Annotated in this window: 3 protein-coding genes (1 of these 3 only partly in view); all 3 read right to left on the bottom strand. The window is 75.3% G+C overall.

The window, feature by feature from the left end; translation table 11 throughout:
- Tightly spaced (each overlapping or abutting the next), the 3 genes in view from ACFWTC_RS26080 to ACFWTC_RS26070 form a layout consistent with a single transcriptional unit that may run on beyond the window.
- A protein-coding gene (locus ACFWTC_RS26080; RefSeq protein ID WP_384028619.1) for an SDR family NAD(P)-dependent oxidoreductase crosses the window boundary here: on the bottom strand, nt 1-2,616 show its beginning. Its footprint begins 16,845 nt before the window's first position; 2,616 of the gene's 19,461 nt are visible here — the first part of the coding sequence; the start codon lies at nt 2,614-2,616; its stop codon lies off the left edge, out of view.
- Nucleotides 2,616-7,298 carry an amino acid adenylation domain-containing protein gene (locus ACFWTC_RS26075; RefSeq protein WP_384028621.1) on the bottom strand — a complete coding sequence of 1,561 codons (4,683 nt, stop codon included), beginning with the start codon at nt 7,296-7,298 and terminating at the stop codon, nt 2,616-2,618. The genes ACFWTC_RS26080 and ACFWTC_RS26075 overlap by 1 nt, the downstream gene beginning before the upstream one ends.
- Entirely contained in the window at nt 7,295-20,521 is a 13,227-nt protein-coding gene (locus ACFWTC_RS26070; RefSeq protein ID WP_384028623.1) for an SDR family NAD(P)-dependent oxidoreductase, read from the bottom strand. Before ACFWTC_RS26070 ends, ACFWTC_RS26075 begins: the two co-directional genes overlap by 4 nt.

The raw sequence follows: 20,521 nt of genomic DNA, 5'->3' as shown, positions 1-20,521 counted from the left end.
CGGCGCGTCGGCCTCCATCTCCTCGGCCGGGAACTCGAAGACCTCGGCGAGTACCCCCCGCAGGAACTCCTCGGCCGCGTCGGCGGACGGCGCCGCCGGCTCTCCGGTCGGGAGGGACGGGGCGGGCGGGGCGGGGACGGAGGGGGCCGGCGGGGCCGAGGGCGCCAGCGCGTTCAGCACCTCGCGCAGGCGTGCCAGGTTGCCGTGCGCCACCAGGACGTGGTCGCCGTCGTGGCCCAGGGCCCGGTCGAAGGCCTCCAGTCCGGCGTCGGTGGGCATGGCCACCAGTCCGACCTGACGGGCCATCCGGGCCGCCGTGGCCTCGTCGGCGTCGACGCGTATGCCCCCGTCGGACCACAGCGACCACAGCACGGAGAGGCTGCGGCCCGGCCGTGCGCTGCCCCGGCGCCAAGCCGTGAACGCGTCCAGGAACCGGTTGGCGTAGGCGTAGTCGGTCTGGCCGGGGCTTCCCGCGGCCCCCGACATGGAGGAGAAGGCGATGAAGAAGTCCAGCGGGTCGCCGGCGGTGGCCCGGTCCAGCTCCACGGTGCCGCGGACCTTGGGGCCGAGCACGGCCGCGCTCTGCTGGTCGGTCTTGCCGATCAGCAGAGCGTCCCGGGTGGTTCCGGCAAGGTGCAGGACTCCGTGGAGCGGCCCGAAGGAGCCGTGGATCCGCTCGACGAGTTCCCCGGCGGCGCCGGGAGCGGCCAGGTCGGCGGGCATGTAGTGGACGTCGAGACCGGCGGAGCGCAGCTCCGTGAGGTCGGCCTGCGCCGAACGGCCCGTCAGGACGTAGCGGGCGTCGCCTCCCAGGTGGGCGACGAGCCGGCGACCGAGGGCGCCCGCGCCGCCGGTGACCAGCACGGTGCCGCGCGGGGCGAGCGGTGCCGGGTCGGGGGCGACGGTCTCCCAGCGCGGCACCTGCCGGCCGGCGGCCGTGTACCGGACCCGGAACTCGTGGGCGGCGCGCGCCTCGGACTCGACGGTGGCGGCCAGGCCCGCCGTGCCCGCGTCGACCGCGGAGACGAGGAACTGCGGGTCCTCGTTGGCGAGGGCCCGCGCGAACCCGTCCAGGGCCTCGGCGCGCGCGTCCTCGACCCCGCCGGACGTGCGGAACACGTGCAGGACACGCACCGGGTGGCGGGTCGGCTGGGCCGCCCAGGACCGGTACAGCCCGGTGAGGGCGGGCAGCGGATCGCCGTCCGAGGTGTGGACGAGGAGGAGTTCCCCGTCACGGGGGAAGACGGAGCCCTCGGTGGCGCGTTCGGCTCCGGTGAAGGTCTCCTCGCCGAGCAGGAGGGTGCGCACGGTACGGCCGGCGGCCGGCGCGGGGGCGTCCTGCCAGCGCTGTGCGAGCAGGTGGGCGCCGATGGTGCCGTCCAGGCGGGCGGCGCCGCCGACCGGCCGCGTGACGACGGCGCGCAGCCGCACGGCGACCCGGCCCTGGTCGTCGGCGAGGGCGATGTCGTGGCCGTCCGGGGTCCTCACGGCGTGCACGTGGCCCTGTTCGGGGAGCGGTCCGAAGATCTCGACCGCGTCCAGGGAGAAAGGCAGTTCCCGGGCGCGCGGGGCCGAGGGGGCCTCGTCGGTCCACAGGCAGGCCTGGAGCATCGCGTCGAGCAGGGAGGGGTGGAGGGCGAAGTCGGAGAAGGGGAGGTCCGCCGCCGTGGGCACGGCGACGTGCGCGAGGACCTCGCCCGGCGCGGACAGCACCGAGCGCAGCCCCTGGAGGCTGGGCCCGTAGCCGCCGCCGAGCGCGCTGAAGACCTCGTAGCACTCCTCGGCGGTGGCCGTACGGGGCAGCCGGGCCCGGATCGCGTCCAGGTCGAGGCGCGGTCCCTCGGGACGGGCGCCGAAGCGGAGGGTGCCGGCGGAGCAGAGCGCGCCTTCGGCGCTGCCGTCGGTGAGCCGGACCTCGTAGGAGACCCCGTCGGCCGTGAGCGCGAGGTGCAGGCGCACGCGGGCCGGCTCGTCCTCTACGAGCACGGGGCGGGCCCACAGAACGTTGACGATGCCGGTGGCGCGGCCGTGGCCCTGCTGTTCGGCCGCGGCCACGGCGAACTCAAGGGCCGCCACGGCGGGCAGGATCCGGATCCGGCCCAGGGCGTGGTCGCGCAGGTAGAACTCCTCGCCGGTGAGCAGCCGTTCGCCGGGGCCGTCGGCCAGGCCGGCGGGCGGCTTGATCCAGTAGCGGCGGGTCGGCCGGGGCGGCAGGGGCAGCGAGAGCCGGGCGGGACGGTCGCCGGAGGGCTCGGGCAGGACGACGTCCCGGCCGGTGACCCACAGGCGGGCGGCCTCGGCGGGATCGTCGGTGGCCACGGGCCCGGCCCCGCCGCCGGAGGCCGCGGAGGCGTCGGCCGCCGCGATGCCGGTCACGAGACCTTCCCCGTCGCGCAGGCGCGCGGCCAGCTCGGCGACGCTCCCCACGACCAGGGCGATGCGCTCCCGCAGGGGTTCCCGGCCGACGCGCAGGGTGTGCGCGATGCCGTCCAGGGAAGCCGACGGGTGCTCGTCCAGCCAAGTGCACAGCTCGGCGCGGTACCGGTCGAGCTGTTCGGGGCCGTCGGCGGACAGGAGGACCAGTCGGGCGGTCCTGTCCTCGGTGCTGCCGCTCATCAACGCTGTCCCGCCTCTTCGACTACCACGTGCACGTTGCTGCCTCCCATACCGAACGAGCTGACGCCGACCCGGGCCGGCGTCCCCTCGCGTGTTTCCCATGTCTGTGCTGCGGCCTGGATCCGGAACGGACTGCCGGCGAGGTCGAGCATCGGATTCGGCGTCCGAAGGTCCACCAGGCCGGGGAGCGTGCGGTGACGCATCGCCAGCAGGACCTTCACGACGCCGGCGACGCCCGCCGCGGCCTCCAGATGGCCGATGTTCGTCTTGACCGACCCGAGGCCGGTGCGTCCCGGAACCACCGGGATCCCCCAGTCGGCGTACAGGCGGCCGAACGCCTCCTTGAGGGCGTCGATCTCGATCGGGTCGCCGAGCGGGGTCCCCGTGCCGTGCGCCTCGATGTAGTCGATCGTGTCGGGCGCGACCCCGGCCGACCGGTGTGCGGCGAGCACGACGTCGCGCTGCGCCTGCGGGTTGGGGACCGTGAGCGAGTGGGTGTGCCCGCCGTGGTTCTCCGCCGAGCCGATCAGCACGCCGTGCACCGGGTCTCCGTCGGCCAGGGCCCGGTCGAGCAGTTTGAGGGCGAGGAGCACTACGCCCTCGCCCCTGCCGTAGCCGTCCGCGCGCTCGTCGAAGGTCTTGCAGCGGCCGTCGGGGCTGAGCATCCCGGCGCGCCGCAGGCCGGTGAACCCGTGCGGGGACAGCAAGAGGTTGGCTCCGCCGGCCAGGGCCATGTCGCAGTCCCCTTGCTGAAGGGCGCGGGCCGCGCGGTGCACGGCGACGAGCGAGCTGGAGCAGGCCGTGTCGAAGACGGCGCTGGGGCCGTGCAGGTCGAACACGTAGGAGATGCGGTTGGCCGCGATCGAGGGGACGTTGCCGATCAGGAAGTGGTCGCCCATCTCCGGTGAGCCGGGGCCGAGCAGACTCAGGTAGTCCGTGCCGCTGAGTCCGACGAACACCCCCGTGCGGCTGCCAGTGAGCGCGCCCGGGACCTGGCCGGAGTCGAGCACGGCCTCGTGTGCGGCGTGCAGCAGCAGGCGCTGCTGGGGGTCCATCTGCGCCGCTTCCCGGGGGGAGATGCGGAATAGCGCCGCGTCGAAGGCGTCCACGTCCTCGACGAAGGAGCCGCGCAGGCCCTGCGGGAACACCCGCGCGGAGAAGCCCCGCTCCATGGGGTACGGCCGGGTGAGGTCGCGTCCGGCCGCGAGGTGCTGCCAGAACTCCTCCAGGCCTGAGGAGGAGGGCAGCCGTCCGCCGATGCCCACGACGGCCACCGGCGCGAATCCGCGCTGCGCGGCGGCCGCCGCGACCAACGGCTCGGACATGGTCCGGGGGGCGGGCCGGCGGTCCGTCGTGGCGAACGCCTCGGGGTGGGCCTCACTCAGGTGGGCGGCCAGCGAGGTGAGGTCCGGGCGTGCGTAGAAGACGGTCGGGCGCACCGTGACGCCGAACCGCTCGCGCAGCGCCACCGCGAGGCGGGTGAAGCCGATCGAGTCGAAGCCCACCTCGCCCAGCGGCCGGTCGAGGGGCACCTCTTCCACGGGCAGCCCGGCGACGGCGGCAGCGCTCTGTCGCAGCCGCTCGGCCAGGTCTCCGTGGCCGGCCGGCCGGGGCCGCCGGTCCGCTTCCCCTTGCCGTTCGGCGGAGCGGTCCTCGTGTCCGAAGCGGCGCACGAGTTCCTCGATCGGCAGGCGCGTCAGCGGACCGGTGTCCACCTTGGCGTTGGGGGTCAGGGGGAAGCGCGCCAGCGCGACCGTGCGGGAGGGGAGCATGTACTCGGGCAGCCAGGCCCGGATCCGCCCGACCGCGGCCTCCGCCGCCTCCGGGGCGGCCAGTACGAAGGCCACCAGACGCGGCTGCCCGGGCAGGTCCTCGCGTACGGCCACCCGCACATCGCCGATGCCGTCGGCGGCGCCCGCCGCTCCGGCGCGCCGGACGGCGGCCTCGATCTCGCCGAGTTCGATGCGGTGGCCGCGCAGCTTGACCTGACGGTCGGCGCGCCCGAGCAGCGCCATGTCCCCGTCGGCCGACCAGCGGGCGAGATCGCCCGTGCGGTAGAGCCGTTCCCCGGTCGCCGGGTCGCGCACGAAGCGTTCGGCGGTCAGCTCCGGCTTGCCCCGGTAGCCGCGGGCGACGCCGTCGCCGCCGATGAGCAGTTCGCCGACTGCGCCGAAGGGCACGGGGGTGCCGTCGGGACCGGCCGTGCGGAAGGTGGTGTTGGCGAGCGGGGTGCCCACGGTGACGGGTCCACCCCGCCGGATCCGCTGGGCGGAGGACCAGATGGTCGTCTCGGTCGGCCCGTACATGTTCCACAGCTCGTCGCACCGGTCCAGCAGCCGGTCCGCGAGTTCGGCGGTGAGCGCCTCCCCGCCGCACAGCAGCCTGCGCACGCGTCCGGTCCAGCCGGCGTGCAGCAGCATCTCCCAGGTGGCCGGGGTGGCCTGGACGACCGTCGCGCCGGCGTCGCCGATGAGGTCGGCCAGCGCGAACCCGTCCCGGACCACGTCCTCGGGCGCGATGTGGACGGTGGCGCCCCGGGTCAGCGGGAGCAGCAGTTCAAGACCCGAGATGTCGAACCCGGCGGTGGTCACCGCCAGCAGGGTGTCGTCCTCGGAGCAGCCGGGCCGCTCGGCCGTCGCGACCAGCAGGTTGACCAGGTTGCCGTGGCAGACCTCGACGCCCTTGGGCTCGCCCGTGGATCCGGAGGTGTACAGGACGTACGCGAGGTCGTCGTCGCGACGGGCGACCGGGGCGACGGTCTGCGCCTCGGGCTCCAGGCCGGTCAGGGGGACGCGCACGCCGGGTGCGTCCTCGGGCAGCCGGTCGGCCAGGTGCGGATCGACGATCACGGCGGCCGGTGCCGCGTCGGCGGTGATGTGGGCGAGCCGGGCTGACGGGAACTCCGGGTCGAGGGGGACGTAGGCGGCCCCCGCGGCCTGGACGGCGAGCAGGGCCACGACCAGCGCGGCCCGGCGGGCGACGAGGACGCCCACGACGTCGCCCGGGCGTACGCCGTGCTCGGTGAGGATCCGGGTGAGTGCGTGCACCTGCCCGGCGAGTTCCCCGTAGGTCAGCGAGCCCTTCGCGTCGACGAGGGCGGTGCGCCCGGGGCCGCGCCGGGCGCGGGCGAGCACCAGGTCGGCGGCGGTGACGTCGCGCGGCCTTTCGGCGCGCGTGGCGTTGGCCAGCTCGACCGTGCGCCGTTCGGCGGGGGTGGCGGGATCGAGGTCCCCGAGGCGTACGGAGGGATCGGCCGTCACCGTGTCCAGCAGCAGCCGGTAGTGCTCGGCCAGCCGTTCGACGGTGGAGCGGTCGAAGCGCTCCGGGTCGTATTTGAGGTACAGGAGCACGCCGGTGTCGCGGACGACCACCTCGACGACGAGGTCGTTCTCACCCTCCTGGGTCAGGTCGAGCGCGTCGCGGAAGACGGTCTGCCCGGCCGCCATGTCCTGATCGCCGCCGACTCCCTGCTGCATGTAGAAGCCGATGTCGAAGCCGGCCGCGGTGCCGGTCGTGCGGCGCAGGTCGTCGACGACGGAGGCGAAGGGGTACGCGCTGTGCTCCTCGGCCTCCGCCATCCGGGCTCCGACGGCGGCCGTGAGCTCGCCGAAGCTGTGGTCGGGGTCGCAGTCCACGCGCAGGACCACCGGGTTGATCAGGTAGCCGACGGTGCGGTCGAAGCGCTGCGCGGGACGGCCGTCGGTCGGCACCATCACGCTGAGGTCGCGGTGTCCCGAGTGGCGGTGCAGCAGCGCGAGGAACGCGCCGAGCACGACGCTGAAGGGCGTCAACCCGCCCGCACGGGCGGTGTCCTGGACGGCCGCCCAGGTGGAGTGCGGGAGCCGCAACTGCACCATCTCGCCGCCGGTGTGCGCGGCGGATCCGGTCCGCCGGCGATCGGCGAGCGCGTCCAGGACCGGCGCCGTGGAGGCACCGGTCAGCCGGTCGAGCCACCAACGCCGGTGCTCCTCCGTCTCCGGGGCGGCGAGCATGGTCCGCTGCCACTCCACGAACTCGGCGTAGGGGGCGGCGTGTTCGACCGGCGGCAGCTCACGGCCCTGGGCGAGCGCGTCGTGGCAGGCGACGATGTCGCGCAGCAGCAGGTGGCTGGAGACCCCGTCGGTGATCAGGTGGTGGAACACCAGGAGGAGCAGGGTGGCGCCGCCGGGGGCGGCGACGAGCCACATCCGGTACAACGGGTCCTGCTCCAGGTCGAACGGGCGCCGCACCAGGTTGCGCACGCGGGCGGCGAACTCCCCGTCGGTCACGTGGCCGAGGTCCAGGCGGGTCACCTCCGGGGCGCGGCCGGTGACCTCCTGTACGGGCCCCGTGGCGTCCAGGCGTACGGAGACGCCCAGTTCCGGGTGCCTGCGCATCATCGCGGCCAGCGCGGCGACGAGTCGGTCCTCCTCCACGTCCTGCCCGAGCCACAGGCCCAGCGGCAGGTTGTAGGAAACGGTCTGCGGGTCGTCGGCGTGCAGGGCCCACAGCGCTGCCTGCCCGCGGCTGAGCGGGTACGGCCCGGAGGGCGCCTTCGGGACGGCGGCCGCCGGCGGGGCCGGGACGGGTGCGGCTGCCGTTGCGGTCGTGTCGACCAGGCCCCGTACCAGCAGCTCGGCCACTTCGTCGGACAGCTTGCCGGCGGCGATCGCCGCCAGCAGTTCACGCAGGTCGGTGCTCATCGGCCCGCCCCTCCTTCGAATACGGCCAGCGCGTCGTCGACGCGGACGGTTCCGTCGCGCAGCCCGGCCAGCAGAGCGGCCACCTTGTCCGCCGCCGATGCGGAGGCGGGGGCCGGGTCCGGGTCCGGCTGCTGATCCTGCTTCTGCTTCTGCTCCTGGGGCACGGGCAGTGGCCCGTACGCCTCGAACACGGCCCGGGCCACGGCCCGTACCGTCTGGGCCACCCCGAACATCCGGGTCGGTACCTCCACCTGGTAGTCCGCGCCGAGGCGACGGCTCAGCCGGCGCAGGCCCAGTGAGTCCACTCCCGCGTCCGACAGCGCCCGGTCCAGGGGCAGGCGCTCGGGCCGCATGCCCAGGTGGGCCGCAAGGAGCCCGCGTACGTGCGTACGGACGGCGCCCTCGGCGTCGTCTCCGGCGGGAGCCCCGGCCTCGGCCGGCTGCGCGGGGGCGGGGGTCTCCACGACGGCAGGTGTTCGCGCTGCGGCCACGACGCCGGTCGCGGTCCCGGCCTCGGCCGCGGCGTCGGCGACCAGGCCCGCCTCGGCCGCCTGGAGCGCGTCGAAGCGGGCTCCGGGCGTGAGCCAGTAGCTCTCCCGGGCGAAGGGGTAGGTCGGTGCGGGCACCCGCCGGGGGGCCGTTCCCGGCCACAGCTCCGCCCAGTCGACCGGGGCGCCCCCGACCCACAGCCGGGCGACCTTGTCCAGTCGGCCCGCGTCCACCACGGCCCGCAGGTACCGGCCGCCCTCGGGGCCGTCCAGCAGCAGGGCGGTGGTGGCGTCCTTGCCGTCCCCCGCGAAGACGCCCGGGACCGGTCCGCCGGCCTGCCACGCCTCCAGGGCGGCCACCAGCGCACGCAGCGAGTCGGCGACGACCGCGAGACGCTCGGGGAAGGCTTCCCGGCCGGTGCTCAGGGTGTGGGCCAGGGCCGCCGGGTCCACGTCCTCGTGGTCCGCGACCCAGTGGGCCAGGCGGACCGCGTAGTCGCGCAGCCGCTCCGGGGTCTTCGCCGACAGGACGAACAGCCGCTCCCCCGCCGTCGGGAGGACCGGTGCCTCCCGGTACTCCTCCACCACCAGGTGCGCGTTGACCCCGCCGAGGCCGAACGAGCTCACTCCCGCCCTCAGCGGTGCCTCGGCCCCGTCGGCCGTGCGGACCCGGTTCCAGGGCTCGTTCCCGGACGGCAGGCGCAGCGGGCTGCCGTCGAGACGCAGGTGCGGGTTGAGCGTCTCCAGGTGGACGTTGCCGGGGATCGCCCCGTGGCGCATCGCGAGCAGCGCCTTGATCAGGCCCGTGACGCCCGCGGCCGCCTCCAGGTGGCCGGTGTTGGTCTTCACCGCGCCCAGCACCACGTGCGGCTGCCCGGGTGCCGCGCCGTGATCGGCGTACAGCTCCCCGAACGCCGACTTCAGGCCCTCGACCTCGATGGGGTCGCCGAGTTCGGTACCGGTGCCGTGGGTCTCCACGTAGCCGACGGTCCGCGGGTCCACACCGGCGCGGCGGTGCGCCTTGACGATGCAGGCGGCCTGCGCGTCCGGGTTCGGGGCGGTCAGCGAGTTGGTGCGGCCGCCGTGGTTGACGGCGCTGCCCCGCAGGACGGCGTGGATGACGTCGCCGTCGGCGATCGCCGCGTCGAGGCGCTTGAGCACCACCACGCCCACGCCCTCGGCACGGACGATGCCGTTGGCGCGCGCGTCGAAGGTACGGCAGCGGCCGTCCGGGCTCAGCATGTCGGCCTGGCTCATGTCCACGAACAGCGTCGGCGAGGCGATGACGTTCACGCCGCCCGCCAGCGCGACCTCGCAGTCGCCGCCGCGGATCGCCTCGGCCGCCCGGTGGACGGCGACGAGCGAGGAGGAGCAGGCGGTGTCGATGGTCTCGCTGGGGCCGTGCAGGTCCAGCAGGTACGAGACCCGGTTGGACATGATCGCGTGAGCCCTGCCCACCGTGCTGTAGCCGTCGAGCGGGACGCCGAGGGCGTGCTGGAGCTCGAAGTAGTCGTAGGTGCTGCTGCCGATGAAGACGCCCGTGTCGGTGCCGGCGAGCGCGGACGGTTGGATGCCGGCGTTCTCGATGGCGCTCCAGGCCGCCTCCAGCACGAGCCGGTGCTGGGGGTCCATCGCCATGGCCTCGTGGGGGGAGATGCCGAAGAACTGCGGGTCGAACAGGTCGACCCGGGGCAGGAACCCTCCCCACTTCGCGGTCGTGCGGAACTCGCCGGGCGTCGGCTCCCCGTGCAGGCGGCGCCAGTCCCAGCGGTCGGCCGGGATCTCGTCGACGAGGTCGTCGCCCGCCGTGAGGTGCTCCCAGAACTCGTCCAGGTCGTCCGAGCCGGGGAGCATTCCGGCCATGCCGACGATGGCGACGGCGACGGGCTCGCCGGTGACGGGCACCGGGGCGGCGGCCCGAACGGGGGCGGCCGTGAGGGCCTCGGCGGCCACGGCCTGCGCGCGGGCCGGTTCGGGCGCGGCGGCCGGTTCGGCTGCCGGGGCCCGGTCGGGCGCCGGGGTCCCCTCCGGTGCCAGGGTCCCTTCGGGTGCCGTGGCCCCGGGCAGTGCCTCCGCGCTCCAGTGCGCCGCGAGAGCGGCTCCGTGGTGCTGGAGGATCTTGCCGATCAGGTCGTCGGCGGTGGCCACGCCGAAGAACGTCGCCGGGGTCAGGTCGAGGTCCCAGCGCGCGTTCATCCGGGAGCTCAGCCTCGTGTACGTGATCGAGTCGAAGCCGAACCGGCTGAGCAGGTCGTCCGGCGCGAGTTCCTCGGGCCGGATGCCGGCCACCTCGCGCAGGACGGCCAGTATCTCGTCGGCCGCCGCGGCGCGCCAGGAAGACCCGGCCGCGGGCGTGGCCGAGGTCGCAGGCCGCTGCCGTACGTCCGCACCGGCCGCCGGGACACCGATCCGGCCGAGGAACTCATCCGTGCCCGAGACCACTGCCACCTGAACCTCCTGTCGGCCGAGCACCCGGCTCAGCGCTTCGAATCCCGCCTCCGGCGACAGCGGGTGGACCCCTGCCGCGGCCAGCCGGCCCAGGTGGCGCTCGGTGAGGGCGGAGCCGGCCCAGGCCCCCCAGTTCACGACGCGGACGGGGTAGGGGAGCCGCGCGGCGAGCGCGCGGCCGATGGCGTCCTGGGCGGTGCACCCGGCCGCGTAGGCCGCCTGGCCGGGGTTGCCGAGGAAGGACTGCACCGAGGAGAACAGCGCCAGGAAGTCCGGCCGCCGGTCGCCCAGCGCCTCGGCGAGGGCCTCGGTGGTGCGGCTCTTCGCCGCCATGCCGCGCAGGAACCACTCCTCGTCCATGGCCGCCAGCGACCGGTCGCTCGGCACGGTCACCGAATGCAGGACCCCGTGGACGACGCCCACCCGGTCCAGCACGGCGCGCAGTCGGCCGGGTTCCGAGGCGTCCGCCCGGTGGAACTCCACCCGGGTTCCCGAGGGGTCGAAGGCCCTGATCCGGGCCGCCCGGTCCTCGTCCGGCGTGGAGCGCCCGACGAGGACGACCCGGGCGCGGTGACGCCGTACGAGCTGCTCGGCGATGTCCAGGCCGACGTCGCCGGTCCCGCCGACGATCACGTACGTACCGCCCTCGCGCAGGACGGGCGCGGCCTCGGCCGTCGCGTCGACGGGCTGGAGCACCTCCCGGTACCAGCGTCCGGCGTGCAGTGCGTAGTCGCCGGGGGCGGCAACGGGGACCGCCGTCGGGTCCTCGGGGCCGGTGTCGACGGTGGCCACCCGCCAGCGCTCGCACTCGCTGCGCACCGACCGGGCGAGGCCCCGTGCCGCGGCCGACGCCGGGTCGGTCGCGGCGCGGGTCACGACCGTCAGCGCGAGTTCGCCGCCCGCTCCGGGGCGCGCCTGGAGGTGGTGGACGATCCGGAAGAGGTCGAGGACCCCGCGCTCGCCCTCGACCACGGCGTGGACCGCGACGGGGGTCGGCAGGGACTCCAGGGGCGCCGTGCCGATCCGGTGGACCTCGGCCCCCGGCAGCTCGGCGGGGCCGAGCACCCAGACCGGGCCGCTGGCCGGTCCGCGCAGGGCCACGTCGGCGACGGGCTGCCAGCCCGGGGCGTAGGCACCTGCCCGGACCGTGGGCGCCGGGACCGGGGGCGTGCTCGCCGGGACCGGGCCCGCTGTCGCCGGGGCGTCGTCCGCCTCCGGACCGGGGGGCGCCACGGGGGCGACCCAGCACCGGCGGCGTTCGAACGGGTAGGTGGGCAGCGGGATCGAGACCCCGCCCGCCGGCCAGTCGACCGCGTCTCCGGCTACCCAGCGGTCGGCGTCCGCCCCGCCTGCGGGCCGTGCCAGCGCGGGATGGTCGGCGCCGTCGGCGGCGGCCTCCAGGGCGGCGACGAGCGTGAACCGGTCGGCGGCGGTGACCGCGAGCCGCTCGGCCATGGCGTCGCGGCCGTGCTGGAGGGTGTGTGCCACGTCGGCCAGTTCCGGTGTCCGGTCCGCCCGTTCGACGGCCGCGAGCAGTGCGGTCGCGTACCGGCGCAGGGCCTGCGGGGTGCGGGCGGACAGCGGGAACACCCACGGGCCGTGCGGCCGCCGCACCTCGGGCGCGGCTCCGGCCTCCTCCAGGACGACGTGGGCGTTGACGCCTCCGTAGCCGAAGGAGCTGACACCCGCGCGGCGCGGCCCGGCAGCCGACATCGGCCAGGCCCGCGCCGAACGGAGCAGCTGGAAGGGGCTGCCGTCGAGGCGCAGATGCGGGTTCTGTTCCCGCAGTCCGGCCAGCGGCGGCTGCACGCCGTGCTCCATCGCGAGGAGCACTTTGATGACTCCGGCGGCGCCGGCAGCGGATTCCAGGTGGCCGATGTTGGCCTTGACCGCTCCGATGGCGCAGTACGGCTCGGCCGGCGGGGGCGTGCCCCGGCGGCTCAGCAGTTCGTCGAAGGCCAGCCGCAGGCCGTTGATCTCCACCGGGTCGCCGAGCTCCGTGCCGGTGCCGTGCGTCTCCAGGTAGCCCAGGGTGGCCGGGTCGGTTCCGGCACGCTCGTGGGCCCGTACGATCATCGCCGCCTGGGCGGCCGGGTTGGGCGCGGTCAGGGACCGGGCCCGGCCCCCGTGGTTGACGGCCGTACCGCGCAGCCAGGCCCGGACCTGACGGCCCCGGGCCCGCTCGGCGCGGGCCAGCACCACGAAGCCGTAGCCCTCGCCGCGGACGAAGCCGTCCGCGCGGGCGTCGAAGGTCCGGCACCGTCCGGTCGGGCTCAGCATGCCCGTGCTGCTGAGGAGGACGTGGTTGTGCGGGGACAGCACCAGGTTGACCCCGCCGGCCACGGCGATGTCGCACTCGCCCGAGCGGATGGACTCTGCGGCCCGGTGGATGGCGACCAGGGAGCTGGAGCAGCCGGTGTTGACCGGTTCGCTCGGCCCGTGCAGGTCGAGCTGGTAGGAGACCCGGTTGACCAGGATGGAGTGCGCGGTGGCGGTGGCGGCGTGCGCGTCGACCGGCAGGCCGGCGGCCTTGCGGATCTCCTCGTAGTCGCTCGATCCCGCCCCGACGAACAGTCCGGCGTCGGCTCCCGCGAGGCTGCCCGGCGCCAGGCCGGCGTCCTCCAGAGCCGTCCAGACCCCTTCCAGCACCAGCCGCTGCTGGGGGTCCATGCCCTCGGCCTCGTGCGGGGAGATGCCGAAGAAGAGGGGGTCGAAGCGGTCGACGTCGTGGATGAAGCCGCCACGGCTCGCGTGTACGCCCTCCGGGAGCGCGTGGCGGTCCCAGCGGTCCGCGGGGACGTCTGTGACCAGGTCGTCCCCTTCCACCAGGTGGTCCCAGAACTCGCCGAGGTCGGCGCTGCCGGGCATCCGCCCGCTCATGCCGATGACGGCGATCGCCTCCGGGTCGACGACCGGGCGCGCGGCCGAAGCCGTGGCGGGCCGGTCCTCGTCGGCCCGGGCGACGGGCAGCGCGGCGGCGGGCGGCGCGGCCGTGGGCAGCGCCTTGCGGTGGTCGCGTGCGAGACGGTCGGCGAGGGCCCGCAGGGTGGGGGTCTCGTAGAAGAGCGCGGGCGTCAGGTCCAGGCCGAAGGCCTCGTTGAGCCGGCTGGCGAGGAGGTTGTAACTGACCGAGTCGAAGCCGTAGTCCCCGATCTGCCGGTCGAGGTCGAGTTCGCCGACTGGGATGCCGGAGGCGTCCGAGGTCAGGTCCAGCAGCGTGTCGGCGAAGGCGGCCGTGGCGGCCCCTGTGGCCTGCGCAATCCCCGTCGCCCGCGTGCCGGCGGGAGCGGTGGCGCCCGCCGCCGCCCTGGCCACCAGGACGTGCTGGAAGTTGCGGGTGGTCCGGGCGGACTCCGGTGAGGCCGTCACCGCCTCGTACCCGGCCTCGCCGAGCACTCCGGTCCAGCCGGGAACGTCCAGCAACGGGGAGCCGGGCAGGCGCAGGCCGGTGTCTCCGTGGGCCCACCAGCCGTCGAACAGCCCATAGGTGAGCGTGCCGGACAGGGTGACCGTCGTCAGCTCGTTGAGGAGCAGTTCGCCTCCGGTGCGCAGGACCCGTCGCAGATGGCGCAGGGCACGGCCGACGTCCGAGGTGGCGTGCAGGACGTTGGCGCCGACCACGAGGTCGAAGCCGCCCTCGTCGAAACCCTGGCCGACGGGGTCGGTGTCCAGGTCGAAGCGCTTGAACCGCAGGAAGGGGTACCGGGCGCCGAACTCCTGCCTGCCGTGGGCGAGGAAGGTCACTGACAGGTCGGTGTACCAGTACTCGAGTCGGCCGCCGTACGGTGCGAGGGCGCGCAGGAGTCCGGCGGAGGTGCCGCCGGTGCCCGATCCGACCTCCAGGATGCGGACGGTGGCGTCGGCGGGCAGGCCGGCGAGGCGTTCCTCCACATGCGCGACGAGGCGGCGGGTGAGCAGGTCGTTGTAGAGGTCGCTGATGGGATTGCCGCGGTACACGCGTTCCATGAGCGAGGTGCCGGAGGACGGGAACAGCAGGTCGGTGGCGAGGAGTTCGCCTCGGAGCAGCTCCGGGTACCGCTCCAGGCACAGGGCCAGCAGCCGTACGAAGACGGCGGACTCGGGGTGCGCGTCGGCGAGGGCGGCGAGCTGTCCGAGGTGTCCGCCCGCGCGGGCGCCGGCCAGGGCGTCCGGGGCCGGGCGCAGGCGTCCGGTTTCGGCCGTGAGCAGGCCGTCGCCCACGAGCGCGTCGAGCACGGTGCGCAGCAGGCGTTCGTACCGGGGGGTGACGCCCACCCGGCGCAGGACCTCGTCCGCGTCGGGGTCGGGTCCGTGCCAGGTTCCCAGGTCGTCGAGCAGGGCGAGCAGGGCCCCGCCCGCGATGCGGGTCATCTGTCGGTCGAGCGCGTGGAAGTCCTCCACCACGCGCACATCGGCGGCGTTCGGCCGCCCGCTGGTGGGCGTCACGTCGGTGCTCTCCGTTTTCCTGTTCGCTGCCATGCGCTCGCGCAGGGCCTCGGTGCCGGGCACGACGACGCTCTGGGGCGCCGGCCGCCGGAGCGTCTCGACGAGCGCGGCGAAGCCCGCCCGGGGTGTGATGGACCGGAAGCCGGCCGCGGTCAGGCGGTCCCGGTGGGTGTCGTCGGCCACTGCCCCGACGGTGCCCCAGAAGCCCCAGTCGACGGCGCGCACCGGGTAGGGCAGGCGGGCGTCGAGCGCGTGGGCGTAGGCGTCGAGGAAGGTGGAGCCGGCGGCGTAGTTGGCCAGGCCGGGGTCGCCGAGGAAGGACTGGGCGGAGGAGAAGAACACCAGGAAGTCCGGGTTCCGTCCGCGCAGGGCGTCGGCCAGGGCCGCGGCGACGCCGGACTTGGCCGCCAGACTCAGTGCGAGGTCCGTGTCCGTGAGGTCGCGTACAAGCCGGTCGCGCCGCACCAGCGCCGCGTGGACGACGCCGTGCACCGGGCCCGCCTCGTCGAGGACGGCCGCCAGTCGGCCGGGGTCGGTGGCATCGGCGCGGGCGTAGCGGATCCGATCCCCCAGGTCGGGGTCGGCCAACTCGCTGCGGCCGACGAGCACCACGTGGGCGTCCCAGTCCTCGACGAGGCGGCGGGCGATGGCCAGGCCGATGCCCCGGGCGCCTCCGACGATCACGTAAGTGCCGCCTCGGCGCAGCGGGACGGGCCCGTCGGCGGCCGGGGCGGGCCGCAGGACCTGGGCGTGGCGGACGGTTCCGGTGTACGCGACGCGCGTTCCCCGGGGCGCGGGCGCCAGGAGAGCGGCGGACACGTGGGCGGGGTCGAGGTCGACGCAGGCGACGGACCAGCCGCGGTGCTCGTTCTCCATGACCCGGGCGAAGCCGGTGATCCCGGCGGCGTAGGGGTCGGTGACGGAGCGGCCGGGCGGGGCGGCTGCGCCGGTGGTGACGATCACCCAGTCGAGGGTGTGCTCGCGGGACCAGGCCCGGGCGTACGGGGCGAGGGCCTTGACGCCCGCGTCCTCGGCGCGCGCGACCCGCTCGGCCTCGTCGACGGCGGTGTCGGCGGTGTCGGTGGGCCCGGCCAGGACGTAGACCAGACGGGGGGTCACCCCAAGCGGATGCGTGCCCAGTTCGGCGAGAGCCGCGTCCTCGTGACGGGCGGCCAGCTCACGGGCCAGGCCCGCGCGGGTGGGGGCGTGGAGCACCACGACCGCACCGTCCGGAGCCGGCCGCGCGGTGGGCGTCGGGACGGCTTCCCAGGTGGGGACGTCCAGCGGGAGCCTCTCGACGGGGGGCTCGGCAGCGGCCCCGGCGGACGGAAAGGCGGCCTGCTGCGGGGCCGGTACGTCGACCCAGCACCGCACGCGGGCGAACGGGTACTGCGGCAGCTCCACCTTGCGCGGCTGCCGGTCGCGGTGCAGGGCGCGCCAGTCGGGTGTGGCGCCCTCCGCCCAGCTGCGCGCCCACGCGTACGGGTCGGCCGGGAGCGGGCCCGCCGCAAGCGGGTCGCCGGCGGGGCGCTGCCCGGTGACGGTGCCCCGGTGGAGGGCCGGCGCCGGCGAGCCGGTGAGGAAGGCGTGGAGGGCGGTACGGAGTCCGGCCGTGTCGGAAGCCACCACGGCGAGCCGCTCCTCCAGCGGTTCCCGGCCGATCTGCGTCGTGTACGCGATGTCGGCCAGCGCGGCCTCCGGTCCGGCGCCCGCCGAGACGGCCTCGGCGAGACCGGCGAGGGTGGAACGGGCGTCGACGTACGGGGCCCGCCCCGGGAACCGGTCGGCGAGGACCCGCGCGAGCCTGCGCAGGTCGGCGACGTCCAGGCCGAGTTCGTCGAGCTCGGCCTCCGGGTCGGCGCCGGCGAGACCGGCCGCTTCGGCCACTTCGGCCACCGCGTCGAGCGGGTCGCCCGCCGTCGGCTCCGCGTACCGCTCGGCGAGCTCGCGCAGCGCCTGCGGGGTGCGGGCGGAGAGCAGCACCACCTGCGGTCCGGCGGTGGAGGAGCCCTCGGTGGCCGGCGTCTGCTGCTGGAACTCCTCGACGATGACGTGGGCGTTGGACCCGCCCGCGCCGAACGCGCTGATTCCGGCACGGCGCGGGCCATCGGCGGCTCCGGCGGGCCACGGCTCGCTCTCGCGCTGGACGCGCAGGCCCGAGGAGTCCCAGTCGATGCTCGTGTTGGCCGGGTCGGCGTGCAGGGAGGGGACCAGGGTGCGGTGGCGCAGCTGGAGGAGGATCTTGGTCAGCCCGGCGATACCCGCGGCCGACTCCAGGTGTCCGATGCCGGACTTCACCGATCCGAGCCGGCTCCGCGCGTCGCCGTAGGCCTGGGAGAGGGCCGTGATCTCGATGGGGTCGCCGAGGGAGGTGCCCGTGCCGTGCGCCTCGATGTAGCCGACGGAGGCGGGGTCCACGCCCGCCTTGCCCAGGGCCCGGCGCACCACGTCGGCCTGCGCCGCGGGGTTCGGGACGAAGAAGCCCCCGGCGCGCCCGCCGTGGTTGACGGCGCTGCCCTTGATCACCGCGAGGACCCGGTCGCCGTCCTCCAGGGCGCGGGGGAGCGGCTTGAGCACGACGACCCCGACGCCCTCGCCGGGTACGTAGCCGTCCCCGTCGGCGCCGAAGGCGCGGCACCGGCCGTCGGAGGAGACGAAGCCGACCTGGCTCAGGTGCAGGTACTTGTACGGGTGGACGATCAGGTTCACACCGCCCGCCAGCGCCAGCTCGCTGTCCCCGGACCGCAGGCTCTCGCAGGCGAGGTGCAGCGCCGTCAGGGACGAGGAGCACATGGTGTCCAGGGCCAGGCTGGGGCCGCGCAGGTCGAGGAAGGCGGAGACCCGGTTGGCCACGGCGGAGGAGAAGGACGTCGGCAGTACGGGCAGCCGGTCCTCGGCTCCCAGGCCGAGCATCTGGTACTGGTTGAACATCACTCCGGCGAAGACGCCCACCATGCGGCCGGCCACGTCGGCGCGGGTGAGCCCTGCGGACTCCAGGGCGTGCCAGGAGGTCTGGAGGAACAGCCGCTCCTGCGGGTCCATCCCCGCGGCCTCGCGCGGGGTGATCCGGAAGAAACCGGGGTCGAACTCGTCGATGCCCTCCAGGAATCCGCCCCACTTGCTGTACGAGTGGCCGGGCGCGCGGTCGGGCCGGTAGAACCCGTCCGAGGTCCAGCGGTCCGCCGGGATCTCGGTGACGCAGTCCCGCCCGGCGCTGAGGTTGCTCCAGAACCGGTCGAGGTCCTCGGCCATGGGGTAGCGGCCGGCGACGCCGATCACCGCGACGTCCCGGTCGTCGGCCTCCGGTGTGCCGTGGTTCGCTCCGGGCCGCGGGGCGGCGGGGGTCCCGGTGGGGGTGGTGCCGGTGGGCGTGGTGCCGGCGGAGACGGCGTCGGCGGGGGTGAGGCCCAGGGCTTCGCGGGCCCGGTCGGGGTCGCCGTGGAGCACGACCAGCTCGGTGCCGGACAGGGCGAGGGCCCGCTCGAACACGTCCAGGCCCGCCGTGGTCGGCAGCGGGGCCTGGCCCTGCCGGGCGAACAGGGCTTCGGCGGCGGCGTCCGTGCGCATGCCGCCCTCGGCCCACAGCGGCCAAGCGAGGGAGAGCAGTCCGCGGTCGCGGGCGTAGGCGTCCAGGAAGGCGTTCGCGGCCGCGTAGTCGCTCTGCCCCGCGTTGCCCGCGACACCGGTCACCGAGGAGAAGAGGGCGAAGAAGTCGAGATCCAGGTGGCGGGTCGCCTCGTCCAGCAGCACGGCTCCGCGCACCTTGGGCGCGAGGACCGCCGTGAGGTCCGTGGCGGCCTTGGTGGTGAACAGGCCGTCGCGCAGGACGCCGGCCGCGTGAACGACACCGTCCAGCCGGCCGTGCCGTTCGAGAATGCCGCTGACCAGGGCGTCGACCTCGGCGGGCACCGTGACGTCGGCGCGGACGTAGGGGCCCTCCGGTCCCGCCGGGCGCGGCGTGCGTCCCACGAGGACGGCCGTGGCTCCGAGCGCGGTCATGCGGGCGGCGAGTTCCCGGCCGATGCCGCCCGCGCCGCCGGTGATCAGGTAGACGCCGCCGGGCCGGAGAGGGACCGCGGGTCCGGGGTCGGCGTCGCGGTAGCGGCGGACGTGGCGGCCGTCGGGGGTGTGCCGTACCCAGGACTCCCCGTGGTCCGCGAGCTCCGCGAGCAGGGCGTCCGTATCGGCGGGGCCCTCGCACTCGACGGCGGTGATCGCGAGGCGCGGCTGCTCCAGGCGTACCGTGCGGGCCAGTCCGGCCACGGCGGCGGCGACGGGGGCCGGGCCCACGTGCACGACGGGGACCGGGCGGTCGGCGAGGGCCTGGGCCAGGGCGAGCACCTCGCCGCAGGCGGACCGTACGGCCTCGGGGAGGTCGGCGGCGTCCTGGTCCGCGACGTGCAGGACCGCTTCCGGGGCGGTGCCGAGTCCGGCGAGGTCGGCGAGGAGCAGCCTCAGGTCCCCGGTCTCGCAGGGGCGCAGCTCGTAGGTGTGGGGGGCGACCCGGCGGAAGGCGGGACCGCGCCGGACGGTGATCTGGTCGGTCCGTACCCGCTGGTCGCCGATGACCAGCAGGGGTCCGGCGGCCGGTGCGAGGGGGCGCGGCGCCGCCTGCCACAGGCCGGTCAGGCAGTGGGTCCGAGCGGGGGTGTCCGCCGGGGCGGCGGGGGCCGGGCGGGCCGGCCGTTCGGCGGGCCACAGTCCGGCGAGGTGAGCGGCGACCGCGTCGACGGTCGGGTACTCGAACAGCAGGGTCGGGTAGAGCGCGATGTCCCAGTGCTCTTCGAACAGCCGTACCAGGGTAAGGAGTTGGGAGGAGTCGAGGCCGAGGTCATAGAAGCCCCGGTCGCCCTCCACCACCAGTGCGGGGTCGGCGACGGCCCGGCGGACCAGCTCGACCACCTCGGCCCGGATGTCCAGCGGTCCGCCGTCGGCGCGGACCGGGTCCGCGGGCCCTTCCGGTTGCGCGGGGACGGCCGGGGCCGCGGCGCGCGGGGCCGGCTCCGTCCGCTCGGCAGCGAGCCGGGTGATCGCCGCGACGGAGCGGACGCGCTTGAAGGTCAGGTCCGTGAACCGGGCGGCCAACGCGCCCGACCCGTCGCGCAGTTCGATGTCGGCCTTCACCACGTCGTCCCCGGCGCCCGCCCCGGCCGGGTGCATGCGCAGGTCGACGGTGCAGGCGTCCCCGAGGGTGCGGGCGGCGCGGAAGGAGCCGATGTGCAGGGGTATGAGGGGGCGCCCGTCCGCCTCCGCCCCGTCGAAGGCGAGCGCGTACGACTGCATGGTCGAGCCGTCGAGCAGGGCGGGGTGCAGCAGGAAGTCCCCCACCGTGCTCCGCGCCTCGTCACCGAGCGCGATCTCGGCACGAACCCGGTCCGCCGTGGCCCGCAGGGTTCCCGCGCAGCGCATGAACGCCCGGTGCTCGATGCCGGCCGACCGGCCCGTGGCGTAGACCTCGCCGACGTCACGCGGCGTGCCGGACGGCTGGAGTCCGGGGGCGCCGGTGAGCGGGGGCAGGTCGGTGCGCAGGGTGGCCCGGAGGTGGGTGGTCACGCTGTCGTCGACGGGCAGTCCGTCGCGGATCCGGCGGCTGGTCGCCGTCACCCGGAAGACGGCGCCGTCGGGTGCGATGTCGACGGTCAGCTCACGGTCGAACGAGTCCGTGGTGACCACCGGCTCGACGAACAGCACATCACTCAACTCGGTTCGGTCCAGGGGGACGGCGCGGGCGGCGAGCAGCCGGTAGACGATGTCGAGGAAGGTGACACCCGGCAGGGTGCGCACCCCGTGCACCCGGTGGTCGTCGACGATCGGGTTGTCCCGCTTCAGGTGCAGGGCACAGCGAACGGACCTTCGGTCCAC

Origin of the sequence: Streptomyces sp. NPDC058619, from assembly GCF_042717785.1 — a bacterium.
GTDB lineage: Bacteria > Actinomycetota > Actinomycetes > Streptomycetales > Streptomycetaceae > Streptomyces.
The sequence above is the reverse complement of the archived record's forward strand: the minus strand, read 5'-3'. Positions and strand labels throughout refer to the sequence as shown.

Bases quoted from the DNA above. Each gene is read 5' to 3' on its own strand.
- ACFWTC_RS26075 (WP_384028621.1), bottom strand. From the start codon at position 7,298: ATGAGCACCGACCTGCGTGAACTGCTGGCGGCGATCGCCGCCGGCAAG.